This window comes from Pseudomonas sp. MWU12-3088 (genome assembly GCF_023242405.1).
Taxonomy (GTDB): domain Bacteria; phylum Pseudomonadota; class Gammaproteobacteria; order Pseudomonadales; family Pseudomonadaceae; genus Aquipseudomonas; species Aquipseudomonas kribbensis.
The window spans coordinates 96,154-121,515 of record NZ_JALJEA010000011.1 but is presented as its reverse complement, the minus strand read 5'-3'; the positions used below and the strand labels follow the sequence as shown (position 1 = coordinate 121,515).

The 25,362-nt window shown below is 60.6% G+C and carries 22 protein-coding genes; 4 read left to right on the top strand and 18 right to left on the bottom strand.

Annotated elements, in window-relative coordinates:
• Positions 1 to 28 precede the first annotated feature (28 nt).
• Genes M5B98_RS23325 through M5B98_RS23315 form a run of 3 tightly spaced genes read right to left on the bottom strand, consistent with a single transcriptional unit; the run spans position 29 to position 5,237 of the window.
• The gene (locus M5B98_RS23325) at positions 29 to 3,076 is read right to left on the bottom strand and encodes an efflux RND transporter permease subunit (protein ID WP_134825122.1); all 3,048 of its coding nucleotides are present in this window, start codon (positions 3,074 to 3,076) and stop codon (positions 29 to 31) included.
• Positions 3,073 to 4,137 carry an efflux RND transporter periplasmic adaptor subunit gene (locus M5B98_RS23320; protein WP_248744115.1) on the bottom strand — a complete coding sequence of 355 codons (1,065 nt, stop codon included), beginning with the start codon at positions 4,135 to 4,137 and terminating at the stop codon, positions 3,073 to 3,075. Before M5B98_RS23320 ends, M5B98_RS23325 begins: the two co-directional genes overlap by 4 nt.
• Positions 4,134 to 5,237 (bottom strand): efflux RND transporter periplasmic adaptor subunit, encoded by a 1,104-nt coding sequence (locus tag M5B98_RS23315; RefSeq protein ID WP_248744114.1) that lies wholly within the window; start codon positions 5,235 to 5,237, stop codon positions 4,134 to 4,136. Before M5B98_RS23315 ends, M5B98_RS23320 begins: the two co-directional genes overlap by 4 nt.
• Positions 5,238 to 5,381: 144 nt before the next feature.
• Between M5B98_RS23315 and M5B98_RS23310 the strand changes: the two genes are divergently transcribed.
• Positions 5,382 to 6,542 (top strand): AAA family ATPase, encoded by a 1,161-nt coding sequence (locus M5B98_RS23310; protein ID WP_248744113.1) that lies wholly within the window; start codon positions 5,382 to 5,384, stop codon positions 6,540 to 6,542.
• Here M5B98_RS23310 and M5B98_RS23305 read toward each other — a convergent pair.
• From M5B98_RS23305 to M5B98_RS23245, 13 genes are all read right to left on the bottom strand, one after another.
• A complete protein-coding gene (locus tag M5B98_RS23305) occupies positions 6,539 to 7,417 on the bottom strand; it encodes a transporter substrate-binding domain-containing protein (protein ID WP_248744112.1) in 879 nt (292 codons plus the stop codon). The two genes, M5B98_RS23310 and M5B98_RS23305, sit on opposite strands and share 4 nt — an antisense overlap.
• Positions 7,414 to 8,196, bottom strand: coding sequence for an amino acid ABC transporter ATP-binding protein (locus M5B98_RS23300; protein WP_248744111.1), 783 nt, complete (start codon positions 8,194 to 8,196; stop codon positions 7,414 to 7,416). The genes M5B98_RS23305 and M5B98_RS23300 overlap by 4 nt, the downstream gene beginning before the upstream one ends.
• A complete protein-coding gene (locus tag M5B98_RS23295; protein WP_248744110.1) occupies positions 8,193 to 8,852 on the bottom strand; it encodes an amino acid ABC transporter permease in 660 nt (219 codons plus the stop codon). The genes M5B98_RS23300 and M5B98_RS23295 overlap by 4 nt, the downstream gene beginning before the upstream one ends.
• Positions 8,833 to 9,498 (bottom strand): amino acid ABC transporter permease, encoded by a 666-nt coding sequence (locus tag M5B98_RS23290; RefSeq protein WP_007918712.1) that lies wholly within the window; start codon positions 9,496 to 9,498, stop codon positions 8,833 to 8,835. Before M5B98_RS23290 ends, M5B98_RS23295 begins: the two co-directional genes overlap by 20 nt.
• A 471-nt stretch (positions 9,499 to 9,969) precedes the next feature.
• A complete protein-coding gene (locus M5B98_RS23285) occupies positions 9,970 to 10,767 on the bottom strand; it encodes a MetQ/NlpA family ABC transporter substrate-binding protein (protein WP_007952772.1) in 798 nt (265 codons plus the stop codon).
• A gap of 167 nt (positions 10,768 to 10,934) precedes the next feature.
• On the bottom strand, positions 10,935 to 11,867 hold the full coding sequence (locus M5B98_RS23280; protein ID WP_248744109.1) for a sigma 54-interacting transcriptional regulator: 933 nt from the start codon (positions 11,865 to 11,867) through the stop codon (positions 10,935 to 10,937).
• Between the two features lie 56 nt (positions 11,868 to 11,923).
• Entirely contained in the window at positions 11,924 to 12,505 is a 582-nt protein-coding gene (locus M5B98_RS23275) for an alpha/beta hydrolase (RefSeq protein WP_085712674.1), read from the bottom strand.
• A 167-nt stretch (positions 12,506 to 12,672) separates the two neighbouring features.
• Complete coding sequence (locus M5B98_RS23270; protein ID WP_003220570.1) at positions 12,673 to 13,074, bottom strand: ExbD/TolR family protein; 402 nt, start codon at positions 13,072 to 13,074, stop codon at positions 12,673 to 12,675.
• A 1-nt stretch (position 13,075) separates the two neighbouring features.
• Positions 13,076 to 13,801 (bottom strand): MotA/TolQ/ExbB proton channel family protein, encoded by a 726-nt coding sequence (locus M5B98_RS23265; RefSeq protein ID WP_007952775.1) that lies wholly within the window; start codon positions 13,799 to 13,801, stop codon positions 13,076 to 13,078.
• A gap of 45 nt (positions 13,802 to 13,846) precedes the next feature.
• Positions 13,847 to 14,656 carry an energy transducer TonB gene (locus M5B98_RS23260; protein WP_248744108.1) on the bottom strand — a complete coding sequence of 270 codons (810 nt, stop codon included), beginning with the start codon at positions 14,654 to 14,656 and terminating at the stop codon, positions 13,847 to 13,849.
• A gap of 380 nt (positions 14,657 to 15,036) precedes the next feature.
• Complete coding sequence (locus M5B98_RS23255) at positions 15,037 to 15,363, bottom strand: hypothetical protein (RefSeq protein ID WP_007952780.1); 327 nt, start codon at positions 15,361 to 15,363, stop codon at positions 15,037 to 15,039.
• Between the two features lie 181 nt (positions 15,364 to 15,544).
• A complete protein-coding gene (locus tag M5B98_RS23250; protein ID WP_248744107.1) occupies positions 15,545 to 16,888 on the bottom strand; it encodes an aryl-sulfate sulfotransferase in 1,344 nt (447 codons plus the stop codon).
• Between the two features lie 23 nt (positions 16,889 to 16,911).
• A complete protein-coding gene (locus M5B98_RS23245) occupies positions 16,912 to 19,272 on the bottom strand; it encodes a TonB-dependent receptor (RefSeq protein WP_248744106.1) in 2,361 nt (786 codons plus the stop codon).
• Positions 19,273 to 19,437: 165 nt separating this feature from the next.
• Between M5B98_RS23245 and M5B98_RS23240 the strand changes: the two genes are divergently transcribed.
• Both M5B98_RS23240 and M5B98_RS23235 read left to right on the top strand, forming a co-directional pair.
• Complete coding sequence (locus M5B98_RS23240; RefSeq protein ID WP_248744105.1) at positions 19,438 to 20,382, top strand: LysR family transcriptional regulator; 945 nt, start codon at positions 19,438 to 19,440, stop codon at positions 20,380 to 20,382.
• Between the two features lie 101 nt (positions 20,383 to 20,483).
• Positions 20,484 to 22,094, top strand: a complete 1,611-nt coding sequence (locus M5B98_RS23235) for an alkaline phosphatase family protein (protein ID WP_248744104.1) — start codon at positions 20,484 to 20,486, stop codon at positions 22,092 to 22,094.
• An 87-nt stretch (positions 22,095 to 22,181) separates the two neighbouring features.
• Here the strand turns inward: M5B98_RS23235 and M5B98_RS23230 are convergent, their stop codons facing one another.
• Complete coding sequence (locus M5B98_RS23230) at positions 22,182 to 23,102, bottom strand: TauD/TfdA dioxygenase family protein (RefSeq protein ID WP_085712666.1); 921 nt, start codon at positions 23,100 to 23,102, stop codon at positions 22,182 to 22,184.
• A gap of 180 nt (positions 23,103 to 23,282) precedes the next feature.
• On the opposite strand from M5B98_RS23230, the gene M5B98_RS23225 reads away from it, so the two are divergent.
• Positions 23,283 to 24,203 carry a LysR family transcriptional regulator gene (locus M5B98_RS23225; RefSeq protein WP_039764497.1) on the top strand — a complete coding sequence of 307 codons (921 nt, stop codon included), beginning with the start codon at positions 23,283 to 23,285 and terminating at the stop codon, positions 24,201 to 24,203.
• A gap of 39 nt (positions 24,204 to 24,242) precedes the next feature.
• Here M5B98_RS23225 and M5B98_RS23220 read toward each other — a convergent pair whose 3' ends face one another.
• Positions 24,243 to 25,256, bottom strand: a complete 1,014-nt coding sequence (locus M5B98_RS23220) for an ABC transporter substrate-binding protein (RefSeq protein WP_248744103.1) — start codon at positions 25,254 to 25,256, stop codon at positions 24,243 to 24,245.
• Positions 25,257 to 25,362: the final 106 nt, after the last annotated feature.

The window sequence follows — 25,362 nt, the reverse complement described above, 5'->3', positions numbered from 1 at the left end:
TCACCCAAGGGTGAGGGAAGCTTTTGATCTAGTTTTTCTTCGGCTCGCGAATCTTGTACCAGGCCACATACAGCGCCGGCAGGAACAGCAGCGTCAGCAACGTCGCCACCACAATCCCGCCGATCATCGCGTAGGCCATCGGTCCCCAGAACACTTCCCGGGCGATCGGGATCATGCCCATGCTCGCCGCCGCAGCGGTCAGCAGAATCGGCCGGCGTCGGTGCTCGGTCGCTTCCACCACCGCATCCCAGGGCGAGTAGCCCTTGTGCTCGAACTCCTCGATCTGCGTCACGAGGATCACCGAGTTGCGGATGATGATACCGATCAGCGCCAGAATCCCGAGGATCGCCACAAAGCCCATCGGCGTACCGGTCGGCACCAGCGCCAGCACCACACCGATCAGCCCCAGCGGCGCGACACTCGCCACCAGGAACAGCTTCTGCACGCTGTGCAGCTGGATCATCAGGAAGGTCGCCATCAGGAACAGCATCAGCGGCAAGACCTTGGCAATCGGCCCCTGGGCCTTGCCGCTTTCCTCGACCGTACCGCCGGTGGCGACCTTGTAACCCACCGGCAGTTTGGCGGCGAAGTCATCGATGGTCGGTTTGAGGACTTTCACCAGATCGGTCGGCTGAATTTCATCCCGCACCGAAGCCTTGATAGTGATGGTCGGCAAACGGTCGCGACGCCACACCAGCGGCTGCTCCAGTTCATAACGCACGGTGGCGAAGGCCAGCAGCGGAATCGACGTGCCGTTGGGCGTGACGATCTGCAGGTTCTGCAGGGTTTCCGGTGTACCGCGTTCGGAATCCACCGCCCGCCCGACCACGTTGACCAGGTAGATATCGTCGTCGACCTGGGTCAGCGGCGAGCCACTGACAATGCTGTTCATCAGGTTGGCCACATCCTCCGACGACAGGCCGAGCTGCCGCGCCTTGTCCTGAGCGATGTCGATACGCAGGACTTTGCCGGGCTCGTTCCAGTCGTAAATGATTTCGCCGATGTGCGGGCTCTTGTCCAGTTCGGTGGCCAGGTCGATGGCGTGCTTGCGCACCTGATCAATGTCCTTGCCGCTGACCCGGTACTGGATCGGACGACCCACCGGCGGGCCCATTTCCAGGGCCTGTACGTAACTGCCGATGCCGACGAAGTCCTGGCGCAGACGATCTCGCAGGCGCTGGCTCAAGGCTTCGCGGGCCTTGAAGTCTTTACTGACGATCACCAGTTGCGCGTAGTACGGATTCTGCAGTTGCTGGTCCAGCGGCAGGTAGAAACGGATCGCACCCTGACCGATATAAGTGCTCCAGCGCACGATGTCCGGGTCGCCCTTGAGCGTGGCTTCGAGTTTGTCGACGGCCTTGCGGGTTTCATCGATCGAGGCGTTTTGCGGCAGGTTCAGGTCGACCAGAATTTCCGGGCGGTCGGAAGACGGGAAGAACTGGTTCTGCACAAAGCGCATGCAAAACACCGAGAGCACGAAGCACAGCACGGTGATGCCGATGCACCACCAGCGGTTGCGCATCGACCACAACAAACCGTGATTGAACGCTCGCCCGATACGCCCCGGCTCGGCTTCGTGGGGCTTCACGTTGGTGCTGAGGATGTGCACGCCGATCACCGGCGCGAAGAACACCGCCACAATCCATGACACGATCATCGCCACTGCGATCACCGCAAACAACGTGTAGGTGTACTCACCGGCGGAGCTGGCGTTGAGTCCGATGGGCACGAAACCGGCCACGGTCACCAGCGTACCGGTGAGCATCGGGAACGCCGTGGAGGTGTAGGCGAATGTCGCCGCCTGCTCCTTGGTCTCGCCCATTTCCAGGCGCGTGACCATCATTTCCACGGTGATCATCGCGTCGTCCACCAGCAACCCGAGGGCGATGATCAGCGCACCGAGGGAAATCCGCTGCATGGTGATGCCACTGTACTCCATGTACACGAACACCATCGCCAGCACCAACGGGATCGAGCACGCCACCACCAGCCCGGCCCGCACGCCGAGGCTGATGAAGCTCACCACCAGCACGATGACCACCGCTTCGAACAGCGCGCTGGTGAAGCCGCCGACGGCTTCTTCCACCACCACTGCCTGATCGGAAACGGTGTGCACGCCAACGCCTACCGGCAAGTCGGCGGTGAGTTGATCGATGCGCGCATGCAGCGCTTTTCCGAAGGCCTGAACGTTGCCGCCCTTCTGCATGGCGATAGCCAGACCGATGGCCGGTTTGCCGTCGAAGCGGAATTCCGGGGTCGCCGGGTCGACGTAACCCCGGCTGATTTCAGCGATATCGGCCAGTCGATAGAAGCGGTCATTGAGTTTGAGATTGACCTCGGCCAGATCCTTTTCCGAGGCGAACTGCCCGGAAGTTCTCACCGAAATCCGCTCGGGCCCGGCCTCGATCACACCCGCCGGGGTCACGGCGTTCTGCGATTGCAGGCTTTGCACCACTTGTCGTTGATCGATGCCCAGCGCCGCCAGTTTGCGGGTGGAGAAGTTCAGATAGATCACTTCGTCCTGCTGGCCGACCATCTCGATCTTGCCCAGCCCCGGCACGTTGCGAATTTCGGCGCGCGCCTGCTCCACATAGTCACGCAGTTGCCGCATCGTCAGGCCGTCGGCGGTGAACGCGTAGACCGAGCCGAACACGTCACCGAACTCATCGTTGAATCCCGGCCCTTGAATTCCCTGGGGAAACTGGCCGCGAATGTCATCGATCTTCTTGCGCACCTGGTACCAGATTTCCGGAATGTCCTTGGCACTGGTGGTGTCGCGCAGGTACACGTAGACCGTGGATTCGCCGGGGCGCGTGTAGCTTTTCACGTAGTCGAGGGAATCGAGCTCTTCGAGTTTTTTCTCGATGCGGTCGGTGACCTGTTTGAGCGTTTCCTCCTGGGTCGCGCCCGGCCACTTGGTCTGGATCACCATGGTCTTGATGGTGAACGACGGGTCTTCTTCGCGCCCCAGATTGAAGTACGAGAACACCCCCATCAGCAGCCCGACGAACATCAGGTACCAGACAAACGACTGATGCTTGAGGGCCCATTCCGAGAGATTGAAAGACCCTTTCATTGACTGTCCTCGTCGAGTTTCACGGCTTGTCCGGGTTTGAGGCTGTTGACGCCGGCGCTGACCACACGCTCGCCGGACTTGACCCCGCCGGCCAGCACCACGGTGCTGTCGGTACGGCTGGTCACGCTGACGTCGCGCGGGGCAACGGTTTTGCTTTGCGGGTCGATCACCCAGATCCGGGTTTTGCCGTCGGCCTCCTGCAAGGCTGTCGCGGGCAATTCGATTCGCGGCTTGATCGCCGAACTGAGAGTCACGCTGATCGCCGTGCCGAGGCGAAAGCCCGGTGGCGTGCTGGCCAGGGTCAAGCGTGCGCGGCGGGTACGGGTGGCGCTTTGTGCCTGAGGTTCGATTTCACGGATGACGGCGGTGGTGTTGATGCTCGGATCAAGTTGCGCGGCCACCAGAAACACTACGTCGCTGGGGATCTGGTCGACCAGCGTGTCCGGCAGATCGATCACCGCTTCCTTGATGTCCGGTTGCGCCAGCGTCACCACTTGCTGGCCGGCCGTCACCACTTGCCCGGCCTCGGCGTTCCACGCGGTGACCACGGCTTTGTGGTCGGAGCGCAGCTCGGTATAGCCGAGCTGATCCTTGCTCTGATTGACCGCAGCCCGCGCCTGGTCGAGGGACGCCTGGGTGGTTTTCAGATCGGTGGTGGCGATGTCCAGTTGCGCCTGGGCGCCGACCCCGCGATCAAACAGCGCCTGCTGACGCCGGGCGTTGGCCTGGGCGTTGATCAGTTGTGCTTCGACTTTCGCCAGATCGCCCTGGGCCGAGCGCAACTGGTTCTGCTGGTCGGACGGGTCGAGGGTGGCGAGCAAGGTGCCCTTCTCCACCTCGGCACCCACGTCGACGTTACGGCTGGCAATCCGACCGCCGACGCGGAATCCGGTGTTGCTCTCGTAACGCGCCTGAATGCTGCCGGCGAAACGACCGAGGGTTTCCTCGTTCAGCGCTTCGACCTTGATCGACAACACCGGCCGCACCGGTTCGGGCGGTGGCTCGCTCTTGGAACAGGCAACCAGCAGCAGCCCGACAGACAACACCCATAAAGGCTTCATGGCTGTGCTCCCGGTTGCAGTTCCTTGTAGGTGTTCTCGGCGATCTCGACTTTCATCCCCGGATGCAGCAGCTGCCCACCCGCAACGATGACTTTTTCGCCGCCCTTGAGCCCTTCGCTGATGATCACGTGACCGGTCAGGTAACGGCCGACAGTGACATTGTGCAGTTGCGCCTCACCCTTGTTGTCCACCATCCACACCGCCGGTTCGCTGATGTTTTTGGTCAGGGCCGACCAGGGCAGTTCCACCGCCGATTTGCCGCTGCCTTTGGCGGTGGCACTGACCACCGAGCCAAGCTGCATGCCCTGGGGCAGGCTGTCGAGGGTGACCTTGACCTGCACCGTGCCGGACTGCGCCGACACTGCCGGGGTGATTTCGCGCACGGTGCCGGTGGTCTTGATGGCGGGGTTGTCGAGCAGGCTGACGACAATCGAACGCTCGGCCGGCCGCTCTGCCAAAAGCGATTCGTACACGTTGAACACCGCGTCGCGATCGCCGTCCCGGGCGAGGCTGAAGATCGGTGCCGTGGCCTGCACCACCTGACCGACCTCGGCCTGACGCTGGGTGATGATGCCCGGCGCATCGGCGATCAGCGCGGTGTAACTCAGCTGATCCTTGGCGTTGGCCAACTGCGCCTGAGCTGCGCTCAACGCACTCTGGCTGCTGCGCAATGCCGCCTGCGCCGAATCGTATTCGCTCTGGCTGGTGTAGCCCTTGGGCAACAGTTTTTGCTGGCGGACGAACGCGGCAGCACTCTGTTTGACCCGCGCCTGCTCGGCCAGCACCTGGGCCTGGGCGGAATCGACGTTGGTCTGCAAATCCTTGGGATCGAGTTTGGCCAGCACTTGTTTGGCCGAGACACGGTCACCGACATCGACCATGCGCTGGATGATCTTGCCGCCGACCCGGAACGACAATTCGGTCTGCACCCTGGCCTGAACGTCGCCGGTGAGGGTCACCGAAGCCGCGAAATCCGCGGGCTTGACCACTTGCACGAAGACACGCGGCAAATATTCCTGGGGCGCCTTTTTTTCGCCGCAGGCGGTGAGCAAAGCGAGCAGGCCCAACAGGGCGGCTGTTTTCAATCCGGGACTCGCCATGCAGACTCCTTCCTGTGTACGAACGTGCAAGTGACGATACGACTGTGAGCTTAGAACAGGGTTCAACCTTCGTCCGGGCGATATATGCATTTATGTGCAGCAGGTATCCTGACCCGGTTTCCGGAGCCCCCAGGAAGGATTTTCATGCTCAAGACCCTCGCGGTGGCCAATTACCGCTCGATCAATAAATTGGTAATTCCACTGGGTCGGCTGAACCTGATCACCGGCCCCAACGGCAGCGGTAAATCCAACCTCTACCGGGCGCTGCGGCTGCTGGCGGAGACCGCTCAGGGCGGCGTGGTCAATGCACTGGCTCGCGAAGGCGGGCTGGAATCGACGTTCTGGGCCGGACCGGAAACCATCAGCCGGCGCATGCGCAACGGTGAAGTGCCAATCCAGTCCACCGTGCGCCAGGGCGTGAAACGTCTGAGGCTGGGTTTTGCTGGCGAGGATTTCAGCTATTCAATTGCGCTGGGCTTGCCCGAACCGAGCCTTTCGTTCTTTTCCCTCGACCCGGAAATCAAAAAGGAATGCATCTGGGCCGGGCCGCTGTATCGCCCGGCCAGCCTGCTGGTGGAGCGCAACGGGCCGATGATCCGCAGCCGCGACGGCCGCAGTTGGGATGTGCTGGCGCAGCACACGCCGAACTTCGACAGCCTGTTCGATCAGGTCGGCAGCCTGCGCACTTCGCCGGAAGTGTTCCAGATGCGCGAGTTCATCCGCCGCTGGCGCTTCTACGATCACTTTCGCAGCGACGCCGACGCCCCGGTGCGCCAGCCACAACTGGGCACACGCACACCGGTGCTGCATCACGACGGCCGCGATCTGGCGGCGGCGTTGCGCACCATCATCGAAATCGGTGACCCCGAGGCCTTGCAGGCGGCGATCAGCGACGCGTTTCCCGGCGCACGGCTGAACATCGCGCCACTGGCGGGCGGACGCTTTGCCATCGAGTTCTTTCAGGAAGGGTTGTTGCGACCGCTGTCGGCAGCGGAATTGTCGGATGGCACGTTGCGTTATCTGCTGCTGGTCGCCGCGCTGCTGACGCCACGCCCGCCGTCGCTGATGGTGCTGAACGAACCGGAAACCAGTCTGCATCCGGATCTGTTGCCGGCGCTGGCGCGGTTGATCATTCGCGCATCGCAGGAGTGTCAGGTGTGGGTGGTTTCACACGCACGGCGATTGATTTCGGCATTGCAGGAAGATGAGGAATGCAATTGCATCGTGCTGGAAAAAACCCTCGGCCAGACAGGCGTTGTCGGGCAGAGGGTGCTGGATGAGCCGGCGTGGAATTGGCCTGATTAGCCCTGCCACTTCCCGCCTTCAACAATCACACTCTCAGGCCTGGTGTCATCGCTCAGTTCTTTACGCACATATTGGTCATACAGCTTGAGCAGATATTTCTCTTCCCCAAGCTTGGCCAGTTCGGTATTCACCCAATCGCGCAATTCGATATTGCCCTTCTTCACCGCCGGTGCAATCGGCGCTTCGGCGCCGAGTTTTTCATCCAGCACGCGGTAGCCCGGGTTCTGCTTGGCCCAGCTGAACAACACCAGATTGTCCTGGGCGTAGGCATCGCCACGGCCGTTGGCCAGGGCTTGCAGGGACTCGGAGTTCTTCTCGAACTTCAGCAGTTTCCAGTCCGGGTGGTTCTTGGTCAGCCAGATATCGGCGGTGGTGCCAGTAGTGACGATGGTGGTGCGGGTCGCCAGATCATCCAGCTTCTTCACGTCGCTGCCCTGCGGGACCAGCGCCTGCACCGCGACCTTGAGGTTCGGATTGGTGAACTCCACCGCCTCCTTGCGCTCCGGGGTCACGGTCATGTTGGCGAGGATCAGGTCGACCTTGTCGCTTTGCAGGAACGGAATGCGGCTCGCCGGCTCCACGGCCACGAACTCGACCTTGTTTTCGTCGCCCAGCAGATCCTTGGCGAATTGACGACCGATGTCGGTATCGAAGCCGACATAGCGCCCGGCTTCATTGACGAAACCGAACGGCGGCTTGTCGGTGAACACGCCGACGATCAGTTTGTCGCGGGCCTTGATCTTGTCCAGGTAACCCGCCGGCGCGGTGCTTTCACTGGCGACTTTCGGCTTGGCCGGTTCTTCGGTCTTATTGCAGCCGGCCAGCAACGCGAGGCTGATCAGCGGTAATGCAAATAGAGCTTTGGCAGTTTTCATGGCAGTTCCAGTTCCTTGGTTTGAGTCGTTGTGGGCAGTGCTTCAACGTAGGAGAACTTCTCCAGGAACTGCTGCGCGCGTGCGGTTTGCGGGTTCGTAAAGAAAAGCTCGGGCGGGTTCTGTTCAAGGATGCGCCCGGCATCCATGAACACGATGCGGTCGGCCACCGCGCGGGCGAAGGCCATTTCGTGGGTGACGATCAACAGGGTCATGCCTTCGCGGGCCAGGCCCTGAATCACTTGCAGCACTTCCTTGACCATCTCCGGGTCGAGGGCGGCGGTGACTTCATCGAAGAGCATCACTCGCGGGTTCATGCACAACGAACGGACGATGGCGATGCGTTGCTGCTGGCCGCCGGAGAGCTGGCGCGGGAAGGCATCGCGTTTCTCCAGCAGGCCCACCCGTTCGAGCAACGCTTCGGCCTGTTGCTGCGCTTCGCGGCGTCGGCGCTTCTGCACCTTGAGCGGGCCGAGCAGCAAATTGTCGAGCACGCTCATGTGCGGGAACAGGTGATAACTCTGGAACACCATGCCGATCTGCTGACGTACTTCGCGCCAGTCGGTGGCCTTGTCCAGCAGTTCGCGGCCGGCGAATTTCAAGTGACCGCTGTGGGCGGTTTCCAGACCGTTCAGGCAACGCAGCAGAGTACTTTTTCCGCAGCCGCTGGGGCCAAGGATGACGATGACTTCGCCGGACTTCACTTGCAGGTCGATGCCCCTGAGCACCTGCTGTTCACCGAAGAATTTGTTGAAACCCTGAAACTCGATCAATGCGCTCATGCTTGCGTCCAGCGCCGCTCCAGCACACGCGAAGCGGCCGACAGCGGGTAGCAGATGAAAAAGAAAAACAGAAACAGCGCGCCGTAGATCAGCACCGATTCGTAGGTGCGCTCGATGATCTGCTGGCCGACCTTGATCACATCCACCACGCCGATCAGCACCGCCAGCGAACTGGTCTTGATGATCCGCGTGTAGACGTTGATGGTCGGTGGCGTCATGCGTTTCAGCGCCTGGGGCAACAGCACGTAACCGTAGAGCCGGGCCGCGTTCAGGCCGATCGACAACCCCGCCTCACGCTGCCCGCGCGGCAACGAATGCAGCGCACCACGCGCCACTTCGCCGACCTCGCTGGCGCCCCACAGCGACAGCACCAGCACCGCGCACCAGAAGCTCGGCAGGCTCAGGCCAAAGAAAATCGGCAGACCGAAAAACAGCAGGTACAACCAGACCAGCACCGGGATCGCCCGGAACAGTTCCAGATAGATCCGCAGCACCGCGTTCAGCCACGTCACGTTGAGCGTGCGCAGCACGCCGTAGAGCACACCGCCGACGGTGCTGATGGCGATGCTCAGGAACGAGATCGACAAGGTTTGCCCGGCGCCGTTGGCCAATTGCGGCAACGACACCCAGAGCAGTTCAAGACCCGAACTGGCCATGCTGGAGCCTCCTTTCCAGACGGCTCAACAGCAGCGACAGCGGCAGGAACAACAGCACGCAGATCAGCGTCAGTACGGCGAGCATTTCGTAGGTTTTGTAGTAGAGCGCGATGTAGCTCTTGGTGGTGTAGAGAATCTCCGGCACCGCCACGGCCGAGACCACGGTGGTCTCCTTGAGCAGGAAAATGAAATTGGCGAACAGCGACGGCAGGCTGAGGATCCCCGCTTGCGGCAAGATCACGTAACGCAGCAACTGACCGTGAGACAGGCCGATGGAGCGGCCCGATTCAAGCTGCGCCTGGGGCACCGCATCGACGCCGGCGCGCAGCACTTCGGTGAGGTAGGCACCGCCGAGGAACGTCATGGTGATGATCGCAGCGGTGAAACCGGAGACCTTGATGCCCAGGGCCGGCAAGGCGAAGTAGACGAAGAACAGCTGGATCAGCAGCGGCGTGTTGCGCGCCAGCTCCACATACAGCCCGACCAGTTTTTGCAGGTAAGGCGTGCGAAACACCAGAATCGTCGCGTTCAGTAGCGCTACCAGCAACGAGGTGCCAATGGCGATCAAACCGACCTGCAGCGTCACGCCCACGGCTTTTAAGAACGCCGGCAGGGTGCTGAGGATAAATGCGTAATCGAAGGTCATGAAACATCCTGACGCCGCTCGGTAAGCGACGGTGGTGCAGTCCATGGACAGCGGGTAGCTGTCCTGCAGGCACCGACTTTAAAGGTATAAAAAGAAGAATTTAAATACCGTTAAAGCATATTGATATCACGCAAAAAACTAATCGACGGGTTTGCCGGGAAGAAGGAGGAAGGCTATTGTCCCCAGCGCTGTAGGACGGATCTTTTTTGCATAAAAGCCCTCCAAGGACGAACAGCTATTGGCCAGACTCCCCCGGCCAAACTCATAACAAGGAAGAGAACATGGACGTAAAAGTGCCGCAGCGACTGGATCCGCAGGAAATCGTGAAATTGTTGGTGGCGTTGCGCCGGGCGTTGAAGACCGGGATCGCCTGAGCTTAAAGACACCCTCACCCGCACACACAAAAACGCCGATGACCATCACTGGCCATCGGCGTTTTCATACCTGAAGGGGTTGTGTTGCTGCGTCAGATCAGAACGCCGGCAATACCGCGCCGTTGTACTTCTTCTCGATGAACGCTTTGACTTCCGGGCTGGTCAGGGCAGCGGCCAGTTTCTTGATGGCGTCGCTGTTCTTGTTGTCTTCACGGGCGACCAGGAAGTTCACGTAAGGCGAATCCGCACCTTCGATCACCAGAGCGTCCTTGGTCGGGTTCAACTTGGCTTCCAGCGCGTAGTTGGTGTTGATCATGTCCAGATCGACTTCTTTCAGAACACGCGGCAGCAGGGCCGACTCCAGTTCCTTAAACTTGAAGTTGTGCGGGTTCTTGGCGATGTCTTTCGGCGTGGCCAGAGCGTTTTTCGGATCTTTCAGCTCGATCAGGCCAGCCTTCTGCAGCAGGATCAGTGCACGACCGCTGTTGCTGCCTTCGTTCGGAATGGCGATGGTGGCGCCGTCCGGCAGTTCAGCCAGGGTCTTGTACTTGCTCGAGTAGCCACCGAACGGTTCAACGTGAACGCCTTGTACGGTCACCAGGTACTTGGCCTTGTCGTCCTTGTATTTACCCTGGTTGAAGCTGTTCAGGTACGGCAGGGTCTGGAAGTAGTTGGCGTCCAGACGCTTCTCGCCCACCTGCACGTTCGGCTGAACGTAGTCGGTGAAGACCTTGATTTCCAGATCCACGCCTTCTTTGGCGAGAGTCGGTTTGATCAGCTCGAGGATCTCGGCGTGTGGAACCGGGGTCGCGGCGACCACCAGTTTTTCGCCGGCCTGGGCCAGGGAAGCAGTCAGAGCAGCCGCCAATGCGGTAAACAACAGAACCTTTTTCATGCAGTGTCCTTAGTCGAAAATCACGGTCGTCATCGACGACGGCATTAATACGTGTGCCAGCGATGTGCTACTGCTGGCGTGAGTCGGACAATACCGGGATTTTTTATTCCCGGACAATAACGTTTATTCAGCTTCATATTCCATTTTGTTCATGTTGAACAAAATGGTTACAAAGCCTCGCTCAGGTTCAACAGTAATTCTTTCAATGCCTTACGTTCCCCGGCAGTCCCTTTGGCGCTGATGCTCGCCACCTGACGTTCGATCTGAACCAGCGACCCAGACACCTCGGGCAGGTTCAGGTGCTCCGGCAGGATTTCATCGCCAGTGCTCACCAGCAGCGCAAAGTGAATGACGTTTTCCAGCTCCCGGGTGTTGCCCGGCCAACTGTGCTGCTCCAGCACCTCTTGCGCCGCTTCGCTGATCAGAGGCACCGGCAGATCCAGACGCTGGCTGTAGATGCCGAGGAAGTACTCGGCCAGCGACAGAATGTCACCGACCCGCGCCCGCAACGCCGGCAGTTCCAGATGCCCTTCGCTGAGATAGTGATAGAGGCGCTCGTGGAATTTCCCCGCCGCCACTGCTTGCGCCAGATCGATGCTGGTCGCCGCCACCAGGCGCACATCCACCGGGCTCGGCTGATGCGCACCGACCCGGGTGACTTCGTGGTTTTCCAGGGCGGAAAGCAATTTGATCTGGATCGGCAGCGGCAGGTCGCCGATCTCGTCCAGGTACAAGGTGCCGCCATTGGCCGAACCGAACCAGCCGGCGCGACTGCTGGCCGAACCGCTGTAGCTGCCGGCGGCGTAGCCGAACAGTTCGGCATCGGCGTAGGTCGGGCTGATCGCGCCGCAGTTGACCGAGACGAACAAGCCGCTACGATCACTGGCGCGGTGGATGTGGCGGGCGAGCAATTCCTTGCCGGTGCCGGTCTCGCCGCGAATCAGCACCGAGATCGAGCGCGGTGCGAGTCGGGCCATTTCCTCGCGCAACTGGCGCGAGCGTGGATCGACGAACACCAGCGCCTTGGCGCGAATGCTCAGGGGACTTTTTTCCGCATCGGGAAAGGTCAGCAACGGCTGACCGAAGGTTTCGAAACTCATGGCAGACTCCCGCCCCAAATCGCCGGGAGACGGGGGCGCTGAAAAAATAAAAGGGGTCAGGCGCGACGCCGGGCATGGTGTTCCATGCGGTTTTGCAGGCGATACAGATACGCGAATCCCTGCTCCCAGCGTTGATGCCCGGACTTCACGTTGATATGGCCGGCACCTGCGAGAATTCCCGCCTCGGCGCCCCAGTTGCGCGCCAGCTCCAAAGCACGCGGCGCACTGACGGCGGCGTCGTTGTCGGAGCTGACAACCTGGCTCGGGAACGGCAGCAGATCGGTCGGAATTGGCGCGAAATTGCGCAGTGCCGGCACGCAGGCCGGGCGCTCCACATCCGCCGGCGCGACCAGCAACGCACCGCGTACCTGACGCAGGTGCTGCAACGGTGCGGTGGCCGCCCAGTGCGCCACAGTGATGCAACCCAGGCTGTGAGCGATGAGAATCACCGGCGTGCTGTCGGCGGCAATCGCCTCGGCCAGCGCGGCGACCCAGTCTTCACGACGCGGCGTCAGCCAGTCGGCCTGCTCCACCCGCGCGCTGTTCGGCAGGCTGTTCTGCCAGTGGCTTTGCCAATGATCTTCTGGCGATCCTTGCCAGCCCGGCACAATCAGATAGCGGATTGATTCGTTGCGCATGGGGAGCTCTCCTGCGTCGTGTCTGTTCCTGATCGAGTATAGGGACGGGATTTATATTCGTTAAGGAATAAGAAGCTATTTATTAAGACCTGAAAAGAATATTAAGTTTCAGACAAAAAAGGGGCCGCACCCTGCCAAGGAGACGGCCCCGGAAAAACGTGAAACCCTTATCGTGCAGTGATCACCGACAGTTTGGTGATGCCCGCCCGCTCAATCGAAGCCATGGCTCGCGCCACTTCGCCGTAATTCACCCCGTCGTCCGCCTGCAATTGCACGCGCACTTCCGGGTCCTTGGCCTTGGCCGACTTGAGGTTGAACTCCAGCAGATCCGGCTGGATTTCGTCCTTGTTGATAAACAGTTTTCCCGCACCGTCGATGCTCACCACCAACGGGTCTTTCTGCTCGACCGGCGCCACCGCTTCGGTCTTCGGCAGGTTGATCGGTATCGCGTTGGTCAACAGCGGCGCGGTGACGATGAACACCACCAGCAGCACCAGCATCACGTCCACCAGCGGCGTCACGTTGATCTCGCTCAGCACCTCGTCGCTGTCTTGCGTGGAGAAGGCCATATCAGGACGCCTCCTTCACTTTTGTTGCGTTGCCCTGGGCGGCAGCCTTGTGCGCGGTCGGGTGGATCAACACACGGAACGAACTCTTTTGCGCCAGGCTGTAGAAGTCGTGGGCAAAGTCGTCCAGGTCCGCCGCCGTCAGTTTCAGACGACGCAAAAAGTAGTTGTAAACCAGCACCGCCGGCACCGCGACCGCGATCCCCACACCGGTGGCGACCAGCGCTGCACCGATGGGTCCTGCGACCGTTTCGAGGCTCGCCGAGCCCGCCGCGCTGATGCCTTTCAACGCTTCCATGATTCCCCACACCGTGCCGAACAGACCAATGAACGGCGAGGTGCTGCCAATACTCGCGACCACCGCCAGACCGGTTTCCAGCGAACGCCGCTCGCGGACGATCTGCTGACGCAAGGCACGTTCGAGGCGATCCTGATGGTTGATCGCCTGGCTCAGGTCATTGGCCTGCGGCGCCTCGCCCACTTGAATCGCCGCATATCCGGCCTGTGCCACCCGCGCTGCCGCGCCGGGCTGGGTTTCGCTCAACTCGGCGGCGGAGTCCAGACTCGACGCCGCCCAGAAGCGCTTGTGGAATTTGCGGTCCTGCGCCTTCAACCGACCGAACTGCAACGCCTTGAGCAATGCCAGGCCCCAGGTAGCGACAGAAAAGACCACCAGCAGCCAGATCACCGCGCTTTCGATGGATTCCAGTGGAGATGCCAGTAACGTCATGATGTGTTCCCTCGTGTAAACATTTCGCGCGAATTTGGTTTCGGTTTAGTGAATCTTGAAATCGATGGGCACGCTGACCCAGCCATCCTGGGCGACATCACCCTGCTTGGCCGGCACGAAGCTCCAGCGCTTCACGGCGTCCAGCGCCGCGTCGTCAAGCTGTTGCCGGCCACTGCTTTTCTGAATCTGGATCTCGCCCGGTTTGCCGCTGGCCAAAACGTGCACCCGCAGTAACACCGTGCCTTCCCAACCGCGACGCTGGGCCAACGACGGGTATTCCGGCGCCGGGTTCTTCAGGTACGCGGCGTTGGCCGAGGCCGGCGTCACCGGAGCAGGCGCCGGTGGTGCAGGTGGCGCTGGCGCGGCGACCGGAGCGGCCGGTTGTGGCGGAGCCGGGGGTTGCTCTACGGCTTTGGGGGCCGGTTTCGGTACGGGCTTAACCACTGGTTTCGGTTTTGGAATGGGTTTGGGTGGCGGCGGTTTCACTGCCAACTCGTCCTCTACCGGCGGTGGCGGCTCAACCACAGGTTGCGGTGGTGGCGGCTCGACGACCGGCGGAGCTGGCGGCGCCGGGCGCGAAAACTCGATGGTCATCGGTGGAATTTCCGGCGGCACGATCGGCAGCGCCGGTGTCGGATGCTGGTTGATCCAGTAGATCACCGCGCCGTGCACCACCAGCGCCAGAACGCCCAGCAGAATCGTTTCGCGGCGGCTCAGAATGCCCTTGGGCGCGCGCTGCAAACGCAGTTGCCCCAACGGCACGCGATGGGGCCGGCCGAGATCGACCAACTCGCCGCTCGGCGCCTGGCGCCACAGCACCTCCTGTGCACTGGCGGCGGTCTGGACATTGCCCATTGATTTACTCCCTGCGGTCTCTTTGCGTTTTTTCGCGTAGCCGATTCGCCGCTTGTTGAATCCCCCACGGCGTGATCGATGGGTCAATCATTGGGGCTGGAGGCTTATCTCCGAAAGTAATCTTTCATGTTATGAATAGACGGTTATGGAATATAAGAAACGGTCATTTCCACCAAAGCCACGGCCCGCAAGGCTTCCAGCGATTCGCCGGAATCGACATGCTTTCCCGGCATAAAAAGTATTCATCCAAGGCATCGGGTTATCGATGACCCGGGATCCAGTGACAACTAATTCCAAGGTGATAGTTGACGAACTTTACATGATACAAATAAAAAGGCCGATGCATGTTTAATGCATCGGCCTTCGACTTGCAGAATTTCTTATTGCTTCACAAACTCCCCGGCCAGACCGACTACATCACCGTCAAAGTTGGTGCGCGAACCCACCGCACGAACTTTCGAGTAGTTGTGATCCGGCGAGAACAGGGTCCAGGACTGATAGCCAGTGCCGTCATTCAGAGCCGCGAAAGTAATGATCGTAGGCTGCCCGGTGCTGTTCTGGAAGTGGTAGTGACCGTACGCGATGTCGTAGTTCACGCCGTTCTGGCTGAACTTGCCGCTGAAGGTGCCGTTGGAGTCGTTGCCATCGGTAATCGTCAGTTTGGCGCCAGCGTTAGCGTTTACATAGTTGCCATTAATGCTCGACATAACGAGATTTCCTTTATCGTTGGATAAGTGTCTTCCGATGAGAGCAAGTTCCCTCCTGGGAACTCACGACACTCAGGATGGTTGGACATTCACTTATTGTCCACGGGGCTTTTCAACGATATTGCTATATGCAATATTCATGTCGCTCATAACTTATTTCGATTCGGAAGAGTCCTAATAACTAACGACTGGCATTGGTCTGTTGCACACCAATGGCCGGCGCAATCACTGCCGTCTCCGAACGCGGCGTTCCCGTCGGCACCCAGTCATAACTCACAGGCAGAGCCCGATAGACCCAGTTGCTGATCGCATCACTGCCCGGCGCCTTGCCCAGATAGGGGCTGACGTATTCCCAGACGTTTTCACCGCTGGCCGTTACCTGGAAAAACCGCCCGTTCATGCCCTCGTCGATCAACGTGTTGCCGTTGGGCAAACGCCGCGCGCTGCTGATGAACGAGCTGTAGAACGCCCACCCCGGCTGCTTCGAATTGGCGGCGCTGTACTGCCAGACGATTTCGTTTTTCACCGGGTCGATTTCCAGCACCCGCGAGCCGGAAATCAGCCCCAGCGTGACGTTCGGGTAACCCGCCGAGCCCTGATTGTCGAACACCAGCAGATTGCCCGCGCCGGGCAGTCCGGCCGGGATGATGTGCGCGTCATGCTGACCGACAAACTGGTCCACCGGACGCGGTATTTTCTGCGCGGTTTTCGGGTTGGCCAGCGGCAGGTTCGGCCCCAGGCGCCACACCACTTTGCCGCTGTGTTTGTCGATGATCGCGATGAAGTTGGCGTTGCGTGAATCGAGCAGCAGGTTGTCCGGGTTGAAGCGTTTGTCGCCGGCGTCGAACCACTTGTTCGGCCCGACCAGGCTGAGGTTGTTGATGTGCAGGTAATCCGGATTTTCACTGGCCCGCACCAGCTTCAATTGCTCGGCGGTGAAGCCGAATTCGTTCAAGTGATCCGACGCCAGCCACTGCCATTTCACCTCGCCCGTGGGGCTGACTTCGTAGATCGCATCGTCGATCGCCTCGGGCACTTTGAAGCCTTTGACCTTGTGCACCTTGTTCGCCAGCACCACGGTGTTGCCGTTGCTCAGACGACGCTGGTCGTGATGCTGTTGCGCGGCGCCACCGGGCGCTTTCTCGCCCCACTGCCAGACGACTTTGCCATCCCAGTCCAGCTCACCGATGCTCTGATTGCCGAGGCCGTTGCCGGCGGAACCGAGCTTTCCAGGATCCTTTTCGCTCAATTGCAGCAACACATGGCCACGCTCGCCACCGACCAGTTTCGGATCGATGATTGCCGACGGGAATCCGGCCTGCGGCCAGTTCTTGACCTCGTTGCCGTTCATGTCGATCAGGTGCGTCTGCTTGTCTGCACCGCTGAAGATCACATATTGATTGAAGGCCTTGGCCGGGTCGTATCGGGTGACTCCGGTGGGGTAGACGCTGGGCGCGGCGAGCGCACCGGCACTGAGCACTGCGCCGGAAAACAACACCGGTAAAGCGGTTTTGATGCGCAACATGATGCAGCTCCTTGAGGGATCGATCAGAAGTCGTAGCGACCGGTGACGCCGAGGGTGCGCGGCGTGCCGAGCAGGCCTTCATAACCGCCGTTGCCGCCGGTCCACAGGGTCGTGTAGTAGGTTTTGTCGAAGGCGTTTTTCAGCCACAGCGAGACGTCCCACTGGCCCTGATTGAAATCGCCGCGCAGGCCGGTGGAGAGATTGACCACCGCGTAACTCGGGATCTGGCCGTAGTCGGAATCCTCGACCGTGCCCACCGCTTTGGAGCGGAATGCGTAGCTGCCGGTGACGTAAGGTTGCAGCCCGTTGGCCAGATTCCATTCGTATTTGCCGTTGGCGTTGCCGATCCATTTCGAGGCGCCGACGACCTGATGACCACTGAGGTCGCAAGAGGCCGGAGCACCCGGTGCCTGGCTGACTTCCGGCGGGCACGGCGCGTCCTTGTACGAGAGATAACTGACGTCGTTGAACGAGCCGTTGAAGTTCAGCGTCAGACCACGAAGCGGAATCACGGTGCTTTCGAATTCCACACCGCGCGAGCGCACTGAACCGGCGTTTGTCAGGTATTGCACGCGGTTGACGTCGTCGTAGGCGTTGGTCTGGTAGGCGTTGACCTGAGTCCAGAACAGGTTGGCGTTGAGCTGCAAACGCCGATCCCACAGAGTGCTCTTGAAGCCGAGTTCGGCGTTGTTCGCGCGTTCGGTGCCGATCAGCAGCGAGTCGGCGCCGGCAGTTGGTGCCGAACCCACCACAAGGTTGACCCCACCGGATTTCTCGCCGTGGGACAGCGTGGCGTAGCCGAGCAGATCATCGGTGATGCGATAGCTGAGGTTGAGCAATCCGGACGGGCTGGTGCTGTACTGATTCAGATCGCCAGAGTCGTAAGCGCCGGTCCGGCCGCGTCGCGCAGTGGCTGCAGCCCCCGTGACAGCGGCGCCACCGACCGGCGCATCGCGATTGACCCAGGCGTTCTTCTCTTCATAGGTGCCGCGCACTCCGGCAGTGAAATCCAGGCGCGGTGTGAGGTGCCAGGTGCCTTGGGCGAACAGTGCAAAACTGTCGGTCTGGATATGGCCGCGACCGACGCTGCCGACGTTGGCCAATGCACCCCGTGGCGTGCCGTTCCAGATGTCGGCTTGAGGGCCGTAATAGGCGAAGGATTTGTTGTCCAGATCCGAACCGAAGTAATACGCGCCGAGCACGTAATCGAAGAACTCGCCCTTGGGCGACGCCAGGCGAAATTCCTGCGAGTACTGCTTGTCCTCCACCGACACGCCGGCGTTGTAGGTTGCCGCAACGTTGAGGCCATCGTCGTTGGCCGGGGTGAAGTTCCAGTAGCGATAGGAGCTGATCGAGGTCAGGGTGAAGTCGCTCGGCAGCGTCCAGTTGGCTTCCACCGATGTGCCGCCCTGATGCACCGTGACGTGCTGGTCATTGTCCAGATTGACCTTGCGGTGCGAGCCGTTGACCAGCGTCGCGCCGGCGGCGTTGGCCCGGGACTGATAGAGGTTGACGCCATTGATGGTCGGCCCGGTGTTGTACAGCACGCGGGTACCCGCGCTGGAATCCTCTTCGTTGTAATCACCGATCCAGCGCAGGTTGAAGTTTTCGTTGGGCTTGAACAGCAGCTGTGCCCGGAAGCCGTCGCGGGAGCCGCCGTTCAGGTCATGGCCGTTGAATTCGTTTTTGATGTCGCCGTCGCTGCGGGTGCGATAGGCGGAAATTCGCCCGGCCAGTTGTTCGTTGAGCGGCCCGGAAAGCGTGCCCTTGGTCTGGAAGTAACCGTCCTCGCCGACCGAGGTTTCGATGCTGCGCTCCGGGGTGAAACTCGGTGCGCGGGTGCTGATGTTGATCACCCCGGCGGTGGTGTTCTTGCCGAACAACGTCCCCTGCGGCCCGCGCAGGACTTCGAGTTGTTCGATGTCCATCAGGTCGAACACCGCCATCCCCGGACGGCCCAGATAAACGTTGTCGATGTACAGGCCGACGCTGCCTTCCAGGCCGTCACTGGCCGGGTTGTTGCCCAGGCCGCGAATCGACACGCTGGACTGGCGCGCATGCATATAGGCGACGTTGACGCTGGGCACCAGTTGCTGCAGATCCTGAATCCGGTAGACCCGCTGCGTCTCCAGGGTCTGGCCGCTGACCACGCTCATCGGCGTCGGTACATCCTGCGAACTTTCTTCGCGACGGCGAGTGGTGACGGTCACGGTTTCCAGTTGCGAAGTGGCGCTGGCGGTTTTGCCTGCCGGTACCGGCACGGGGGTTTCCGCTTCCGCAGCGTAGCCGTGGGTCCAGCTGGCACTCCCCGCCAGCAACAGGGCCAGAGGCAAGCGTTTGAGCCGTCGTGGCGGCGGCGGTGAAGCGAGGTTCAACGGACTCATGGGGCTGCTCCTGGTCAAAAAACACGCAGACATCTTCTGTGCCGCATATTCTTTTAAGTTATTTATTTATGTTTTAACAAAGATTTACTGCATAAGAGATTGCCTTTATAAGGAGTCGACCTAATGCATATCCAATGCATTTCCCGGATATTTTTTATGTGAAAAATGCATATCGACTTGCGCCAGCTCAGACACTTCATCGCCCTCGCCGAACAACGCAGCTTCGTCGCGGGCGCGCAGGCGGTGAACCTGTCGCAGTCGGCGTTCAGCCGCAGCATTCAGGCGCTGGAACACAGCGTTGGCTGCCAATTGGTGGATCGCGGACGCAAGGACTTGCCGCCGACCAAACAGGGCCAGGTGCTGCTTGAACACGCGCGGCGACTGGTCAGCGGTGCACAGCAAATGGCCAACGAGATCAGCCAGTTCAACGGGCTGGAGGCAGGGGAATTGCGCTTCGGTTGCGGCCCGGCGCCGGCGGCAGGATTGATCCCGCGAGCGATCGGCAGCTTCATCGGCCGCTACCCGAAATCGCGGGTGCATTACCAGGTCGATGACTGGCAGAGCCTGAGCAAGCGACTGCTGAGCGAAGAGTTCGAATTCTTTGTCGCCGACACCCGTCACTTCGAGGCGGATCCGGATTATCTGACTCATCGGTTGCGGCCACGCAAATGGCATTTCTGCTGCCGTGCCGGGCATCCGCTGGCCGCATCGGATCGAGTCACGGCCGAGCAATTGATGAGTTATCCACTGGCCGTGAGCATTCGCCCGCCGAATCTGCGCAAGGTCATCGTCGACCTCAGTGGCCGGCCGGATTTCGTCCCGAACGTGGAGTGCGAAAACAGCGCCAGCCTGCTCGGCGTGGTGTTGCGATCCGATGCGATCGGCATCGTCGGTGCCTATTCGGATGCGCTGCATCAGGCCCGGGGTGAGTTGGTGTGCTTGAAGGTCGAAGGCTTGGCGGATGATCTCGAAGAGCTTTACACCCGTTACGGAATTGTCAGCCGCGCCGGGTATCGGCTGTCGCCGTTGGCCGAGGCGATGATCGAGCAGATAAAGGCGATCGATGCGGTGGAAGAGGAGGTGTGTTCGCTGGCGAACCTCGCCGTCTGACCCCATGCGTTTCATGCATGGCAAGCATTCCCCGAATGCACTTGCCGAACACCCTCGCCGAAAGCGAAAAACCTCGCCTGTCTTCCTGACTGGTGAACCCCATGTCCAACCCGCAAAACCCCGTACGCAACGTGCTGTACATCATGTGCGATCAACTGCGCCGCGATTACCTGTCCTGCTACGGTCACCCACATTTGCACACCCCGAACATTGATCGCCTGGCCGCCGCCGGCGTGCGCTTCAGCCGTGCCTACACCCAGGGCACGATCTGCGGGCCGTCGCGGATGTCGGCCTACACCGGGCGTTATGTCAGCAGCCATCAGGTGGCATGGAACGCCGTGCCGCTGCCGCTGGAAGAACTGACCATCGGCGATTACCTGCGCCCCCACGGCATTCGTACTGCGCTGGTCGGCAAGACCCACGCCACGGCCAACGTGGATGCCTTGCAGCGGCTGGCGATCAACCCTGAAAGCGCCCAGGCCGAAGTGCTGAACGAAGTCGGCTTCGAGCCGTACTTTCGCCACGACGGCATCTTCCCAGATGACCCGCTGTTCGACGACAAACGCGAATCCGCGCCGTACACCCATTACCTGCGCGAGCAGGGCTTCGAGGGGCGTAACCCCTGGCACGACTGGGCCAACGCGGCCGAAGGCGACCATGGCGAGATCCTCAGCGGCTGGAAAATGCGCCATGCCCATTTGCCGGCGCGAATTCCCGAGCAACATTCAGAGACTGTCTACACTACAAATCGAGCCATCGACTTCATCGGTGAGCAAGGTGAAAAACCGTGGTTTTTACACCTGTCCTATATCAAACCCCACTGGCCCTACATCGTACCGGCGCCGTACCACATTTTGTACAGTACGAAATCGATTCTCGAACCGGTACGTAATGCCTCTCCAAGCGACCACCCGGTCTATCAGGCCTTTTGCCAGCATGAGGAAAGCCTGAACTTCTCCAAAGACCCGGTACGACTGAACGTGATCCCGACGTACATGGGCCTGGTCAAACAGGTCGATGATCAGTTGGGGCGGCTGTTCGATTTCCTGCAGAGCAACGGACGCTGGGAGGACACGCTGATCGTGTTCACCAGCGATCACGGCGACTTTCTGGGCGATCACTGGCTGGGTGAGAAAGAGTTTTTGCTGGAGCAAGCGGTGGGCGTCCCGTTGATCGTGCGCGACCCGCGTGCGGAGGCGGATGTCACGCGGGGCACTGTGGAGGATCGACTGGCAGAAACCATCGACGGCGTGCCAACCTTTCTCGAAGCGCTGGGCGTGACGGGGGCTGATCATCGACTGGAAGGCCGCTCGTTGATTCCGCTGCTGCACGGTGAAAACCCTGACTGGCGCCGCTATGCGATCAGCGAATACGACTACGCCTTCCAGGCCCCGGCCCGGGAGCGACTGGGCCAGCCGATCGACCGTTGCCGCATGACCATGGTGCGCAGCGAACGCTGGAAATACCTGGCGTACGACGGCTTCCGGCCGCAGCTTTTCGATCTGTTGAATGATCCGCAGGAGCTGCAGGATCTGGGCGCGGACCCGGCGTATGCGGAGGTGCGCGAGGAGCATGTGGCGTATCAGTTCGAGTGGGTGCGCGGGTTGAAGCGGCGCACGACCATCAGTCATCAGGAGATTGATTTGCGGGGGCAGCGGTTTCGTTATGGGGAGCCGGAGACCGAGAAGCTCGTTCAGATTGGCGTTTGGTGATTAAAAGCAACGCTGGCAAGCCAGCTCCCACAGGATTTTTGTACACCGCAAACCTGTGGGAGCGAGCTTGCTCGCGATGAGGCCCGATCAGACACCAACGATTTCAGCGCCTTTGATGGTCTGACTACGCTGCCCATTCGCCCCGACCGGAACCTCCCCTTTCAGCGTCACCCGCCGCACCACCCGATCCTGAGTGCCGTAGTCATCAATCGCATAATGCTGCGTCGAACGGTTATCCCAGATCGCCACATCACCGGCCTTCCAGCGCCAGCGCACGGTGTTTTCCTGACGGATTACATGACTTTGCAGCAAGCCGAACAGGTGCGCCGAATCAGCCTGGGAATAGCCCTTGATGCGTTTGACGAAATGCCCCAACAGCAAGCTCTTTTCGCCGCTGATCGGGTGCACGCGAACCACCGGGTGCTCGGTCTCGTAGACGGTCGAAGTGAAGATCTTGCGATAGCGCTCGAGCTTCTCCGCCGACACATCAGGCTTCGCCCCGGCATAGTCGTATTCGTTGCTGTGCACGGCCACCAGTTTGTCCGCCAGTTCACGCAATTCGGTCGGCAGTTCGTTGTACGCGGTCGCGGTGTTCGCCCACAAGGTGTCACCACCAAACGCCGGAGCCACCACCGAGCGCAGGATCGAGGCTTTCGGGTAGGCATCGACGAAGGTCACGTCGGTGTGCCAGGAGTTGGCGCGCTGCCCTTCGGCGCCGTCCAGTTCCAGCAGGTAGCGGGTGCCCTCGCGGGACGGCACGGTCGGGTGCGCCACCGGCTCGCCGAGCAGATGGGCGAAGGCTTCCTGGCGCTGATCGTCGAGCTGGGTCTGCTCGCGAAAGAACACGACCTTGTACTGGACCAGCGCCTGTTGAATGGCCTCAACCGTCGCGGCATCCAGCTCACCGGAGAGGTGCACTCCACGGATTTCGGCACCGATACGGCCGGCCACCGGATGAATGTCCAGCGCGTGGACAGCGGGTTTTACAGCGAGTGCGGCATTGCTCATGGGTAGACCCTCATCGACTGCTTGCGGTTGGACGGCAGCGAAACAACGCTCTATCTATATTCCATTTACATCTAATAGATATTAACATGCTTCGTTGACGGAATAAGAGCTTGCATTTAAAACCTCAAGCAACCTCGTCGCAAATGCCTTCGAGCTATTTTTAGGATGCCGGAAAAGCATATGGATCTTCGCCAGTTGCGCTACTTCATCGCCCTCAACGAACACCGCAGTTTTGTCCGCGCGGCCGACGCCATGGGCATCACTCAACCGGCGTTCAGTCGCAGCATTCAAGGGCTGGAGCAGGAGTTCGGCTGCGTGCTGGTGGATCGCGGCAACAAGGATCTGCGTCCCACGCCGGAGGGCCAAGTGGTGCTGCAGCACGCCCTCACACTTGTGCAGGGCGCGGCATTGCTCAGCGCCGAAGTAACGCAGATGACCAAGCTCGACGCCGGCGAACTGCACTTCGGTTGCGGACCGGCGCCGGCGGTGAAACTGGTGCCGGACGCGGTGGCGCAATTCATCAATGCGCACCCGAAAGTGCGCACCTGCTTTCAGGTGGATAACTGGGAAAAACTCAGCCGTGCCCTGAGCCGCGAGGAGATCGAATTCTTCATCGCCGACATCCGCCATTTCGAGTCCGACCCGAACTTCCAGACCCAGCCGCTGACGCCCAAGCGCGGGGTGTTTTTCTGCCGGCCGGGGCATCCGCTGCTGGCCAAGGAAAGCCTGTCGACCAACGATATGTTCGACTACCCGCTGGCGACCACGCTGATCCCGCCGGGCATTCGCAAACTGCTGGCGAACCTCAGCGGCCGGATCGATTTCTCCCCGACCATCGAGACCGAGCATTTCCCCGCGCTGGTGAAAGTGGTGCTGCAATCCAACGCGATTGGTGTGGGCACTGAAGAGGCGTTTGTCGAGGACATCGCCCAGGGCTCGCTGGCGCTGCTGCACTGGCGCAATCTGCCGCAGAACCTGGAGAGCATGAATGCGCGGTGCGGGATCGTGAGCCGTACGGGATTCCGGCTGTCACCGGCGGCGCGGGCGATGATCGAGACGCTGGTGGCGGTGGATAAACAGGAAATCAGCGTCGCGGTTTGAGGGTCATTCCCACGCTCAGCGCGGGAATGACCGCATGACTCAGAGCTTCGCCGCCGCCAGCTCGGGCGCCACCCACTCGTTCACCTTGAACGGCTTGCGGATCAGCTTCTGCTGCGCTGCCAGATCCACCTTGCCCTGCAGGTTTTCGAGGAACAGCGGATCCAGTGTCGACGGGAATACTTCGCTCAGATTCTGATCCTTCAGATCCTGGGTGAGGATCACTGGCGGATAACTCGCCAGCCCAGAAACCAACTGCACGTAAGCGTCTTTGTTGCTGTCCTGAGTCAGCCACTCCACCGCCTGTTGCTGCGCCTTGAGCAGCTTCGCCACGGCTTCCGGATGCCCGTCGACAAACTTGCCGGTACCCACCAGCACCGACTGCACACTGCCGGCGCCACCGAGGTCCTTGGTATTCAGTGGCAACTCGGCCAGGCCTTTGGCCTGCAAGGCGGTCAGCCCGGAGCTGCCCCACGACGCATCGATCTGCTTCGCCGCCAGCGCGGCAACCGCTGCGTTGAAATCGAGGTTGATCACCTTCACGTCCTTCTCGCTCAGGCCCACGCTGGCCAACGCGGCATCGAATGACAACTGGGTCGCGGTGCCCCGGAAGATTGCCACGCGCTTGCCTTTGAGATCGTGCAACGTCTTGATCCCCGAACCCGGCACCACGCCGAGGTATTGCTTCACGCCCCGGGCGCTGGCGCTGAGCAAGCGCGTATCCAGCCCGTTGGACTTACCGATGATGGCCGCCAGATCCCCCAGATAAGCCAGATCCACCTGGCCGTTGGCGAATGCCTCGTTGATCACAGGTCCGGCGCCCTTGAAGAAACTCCACTGAATCTTGATGCCCTGATCGGCGAAGGCCTTTTCGAAGATCTGCTGATCGCGCAGCACGTCCACGATGCCCCCGCCGCTGTGTTGAGTACCCGCGCTCAGATCAGGCACGGCAATCCTGATTTCCTTGAGCTCGTCGGCCTGGGCAGAGAACGCCAGCAGACCCGCCAGCGCCGGCGCGGCAAACAGACTGATGACACGTTTGAAGGGAAGGTTCATGGGTGCGGCTCCTGATCACGGCGGGCATTGAGGAGCCGAAAGTAGGCGCAATCCGCATCAGCACTTAAATACTTAAAAAGCACATTTTTATAGCTTTTCAAGCTAA

Excerpts from the sequence above, each read along its gene's own strand:
- M5B98_RS23280 (WP_248744109.1), bottom strand. The coding sequence starts at position 11,867 with ATGAGTTTCGAAACCTTCGGTCAGCCGTTGCTGACCTTTCCCGATGCG.
- M5B98_RS23275 (WP_085712674.1), bottom strand. The coding sequence starts at position 12,505 with ATGCGCAACGAATCAATCCGCTATCTGATTGTGCCGGGCTGGCAAGGA.
- M5B98_RS23290 (WP_007918712.1), bottom strand. The coding sequence starts at position 9,498 with ATGACCTTCGATTACGCATTTATCCTCAGCACCCTGCCGGCGTTCTTA.
- M5B98_RS23270 (WP_003220570.1), bottom strand. The coding sequence starts at position 13,074 with ATGGCCTTCTCCACGCAAGACAGCGACGAGGTGCTGAGCGAGATCAAC.
- M5B98_RS23315 (WP_248744114.1), bottom strand. The coding sequence starts at position 5,237 with ATGGCGAGTCCCGGATTGAAAACAGCCGCCCTGTTGGGCCTGCTCGCT.
- M5B98_RS23245 (WP_248744106.1), bottom strand. The coding sequence starts at position 19,272 with ATGAGTCCGTTGAACCTCGCTTCACCGCCGCCGCCACGACGGCTCAAA.
- M5B98_RS23285 (WP_007952772.1), bottom strand. The coding sequence starts at position 10,767 with ATGAAAAAGGTTCTGTTGTTTACCGCATTGGCGGCTGCTCTGACTGCT.
- M5B98_RS23220 (WP_248744103.1), bottom strand. The coding sequence starts at position 25,256 with ATGAACCTTCCCTTCAAACGTGTCATCAGTCTGTTTGCCGCGCCGGCG.
- M5B98_RS23230 (WP_085712666.1), bottom strand. The coding sequence starts at position 23,102 with ATGAGCAATGCCGCACTCGCTGTAAAACCCGCTGTCCACGCGCTGGAC.
- M5B98_RS23310 (WP_248744113.1), top strand. The coding sequence starts at position 5,382 with ATGCTCAAGACCCTCGCGGTGGCCAATTACCGCTCGATCAATAAATTG.
- M5B98_RS23250 (WP_248744107.1), bottom strand. The coding sequence starts at position 16,888 with ATGTTGCGCATCAAAACCGCTTTACCGGTGTTGTTTTCCGGCGCAGTG.
- M5B98_RS23320 (WP_248744115.1), bottom strand. The coding sequence starts at position 4,137 with ATGAAGCCTTTATGGGTGTTGTCTGTCGGGCTGCTGCTGGTTGCCTGT.
- M5B98_RS23325 (WP_134825122.1), bottom strand. The coding sequence starts at position 3,076 with ATGAAAGGGTCTTTCAATCTCTCGGAATGGGCCCTCAAGCATCAGTCG.
- M5B98_RS23225 (WP_039764497.1), top strand. The coding sequence starts at position 23,283 with ATGGATCTTCGCCAGTTGCGCTACTTCATCGCCCTCAACGAACACCGC.
- M5B98_RS23255 (WP_007952780.1), bottom strand. The coding sequence starts at position 15,363 with ATGTCGAGCATTAATGGCAACTATGTAAACGCTAACGCTGGCGCCAAA.
- M5B98_RS23260 (WP_248744108.1), bottom strand. The coding sequence starts at position 14,656 with ATGGGCAATGTCCAGACCGCCGCCAGTGCACAGGAGGTGCTGTGGCGC.
- M5B98_RS23235 (WP_248744104.1), top strand. The coding sequence starts at position 20,484 with ATGTCCAACCCGCAAAACCCCGTACGCAACGTGCTGTACATCATGTGC.
- M5B98_RS23305 (WP_248744112.1), bottom strand. The coding sequence starts at position 7,417 with ATGAAAACTGCCAAAGCTCTATTTGCATTACCGCTGATCAGCCTCGCG.
- M5B98_RS23240 (WP_248744105.1), top strand. The coding sequence starts at position 19,438 with ATGCATATCGACTTGCGCCAGCTCAGACACTTCATCGCCCTCGCCGAA.
- M5B98_RS23295 (WP_248744110.1), bottom strand. The coding sequence starts at position 8,852 with ATGGCCAGTTCGGGTCTTGAACTGCTCTGGGTGTCGTTGCCGCAATTG.
- M5B98_RS23265 (WP_007952775.1), bottom strand. The coding sequence starts at position 13,801 with ATGACGTTACTGGCATCTCCACTGGAATCCATCGAAAGCGCGGTGATC.
- M5B98_RS23300 (WP_248744111.1), bottom strand. The coding sequence starts at position 8,196 with ATGAGCGCATTGATCGAGTTTCAGGGTTTCAACAAATTCTTCGGTGAA.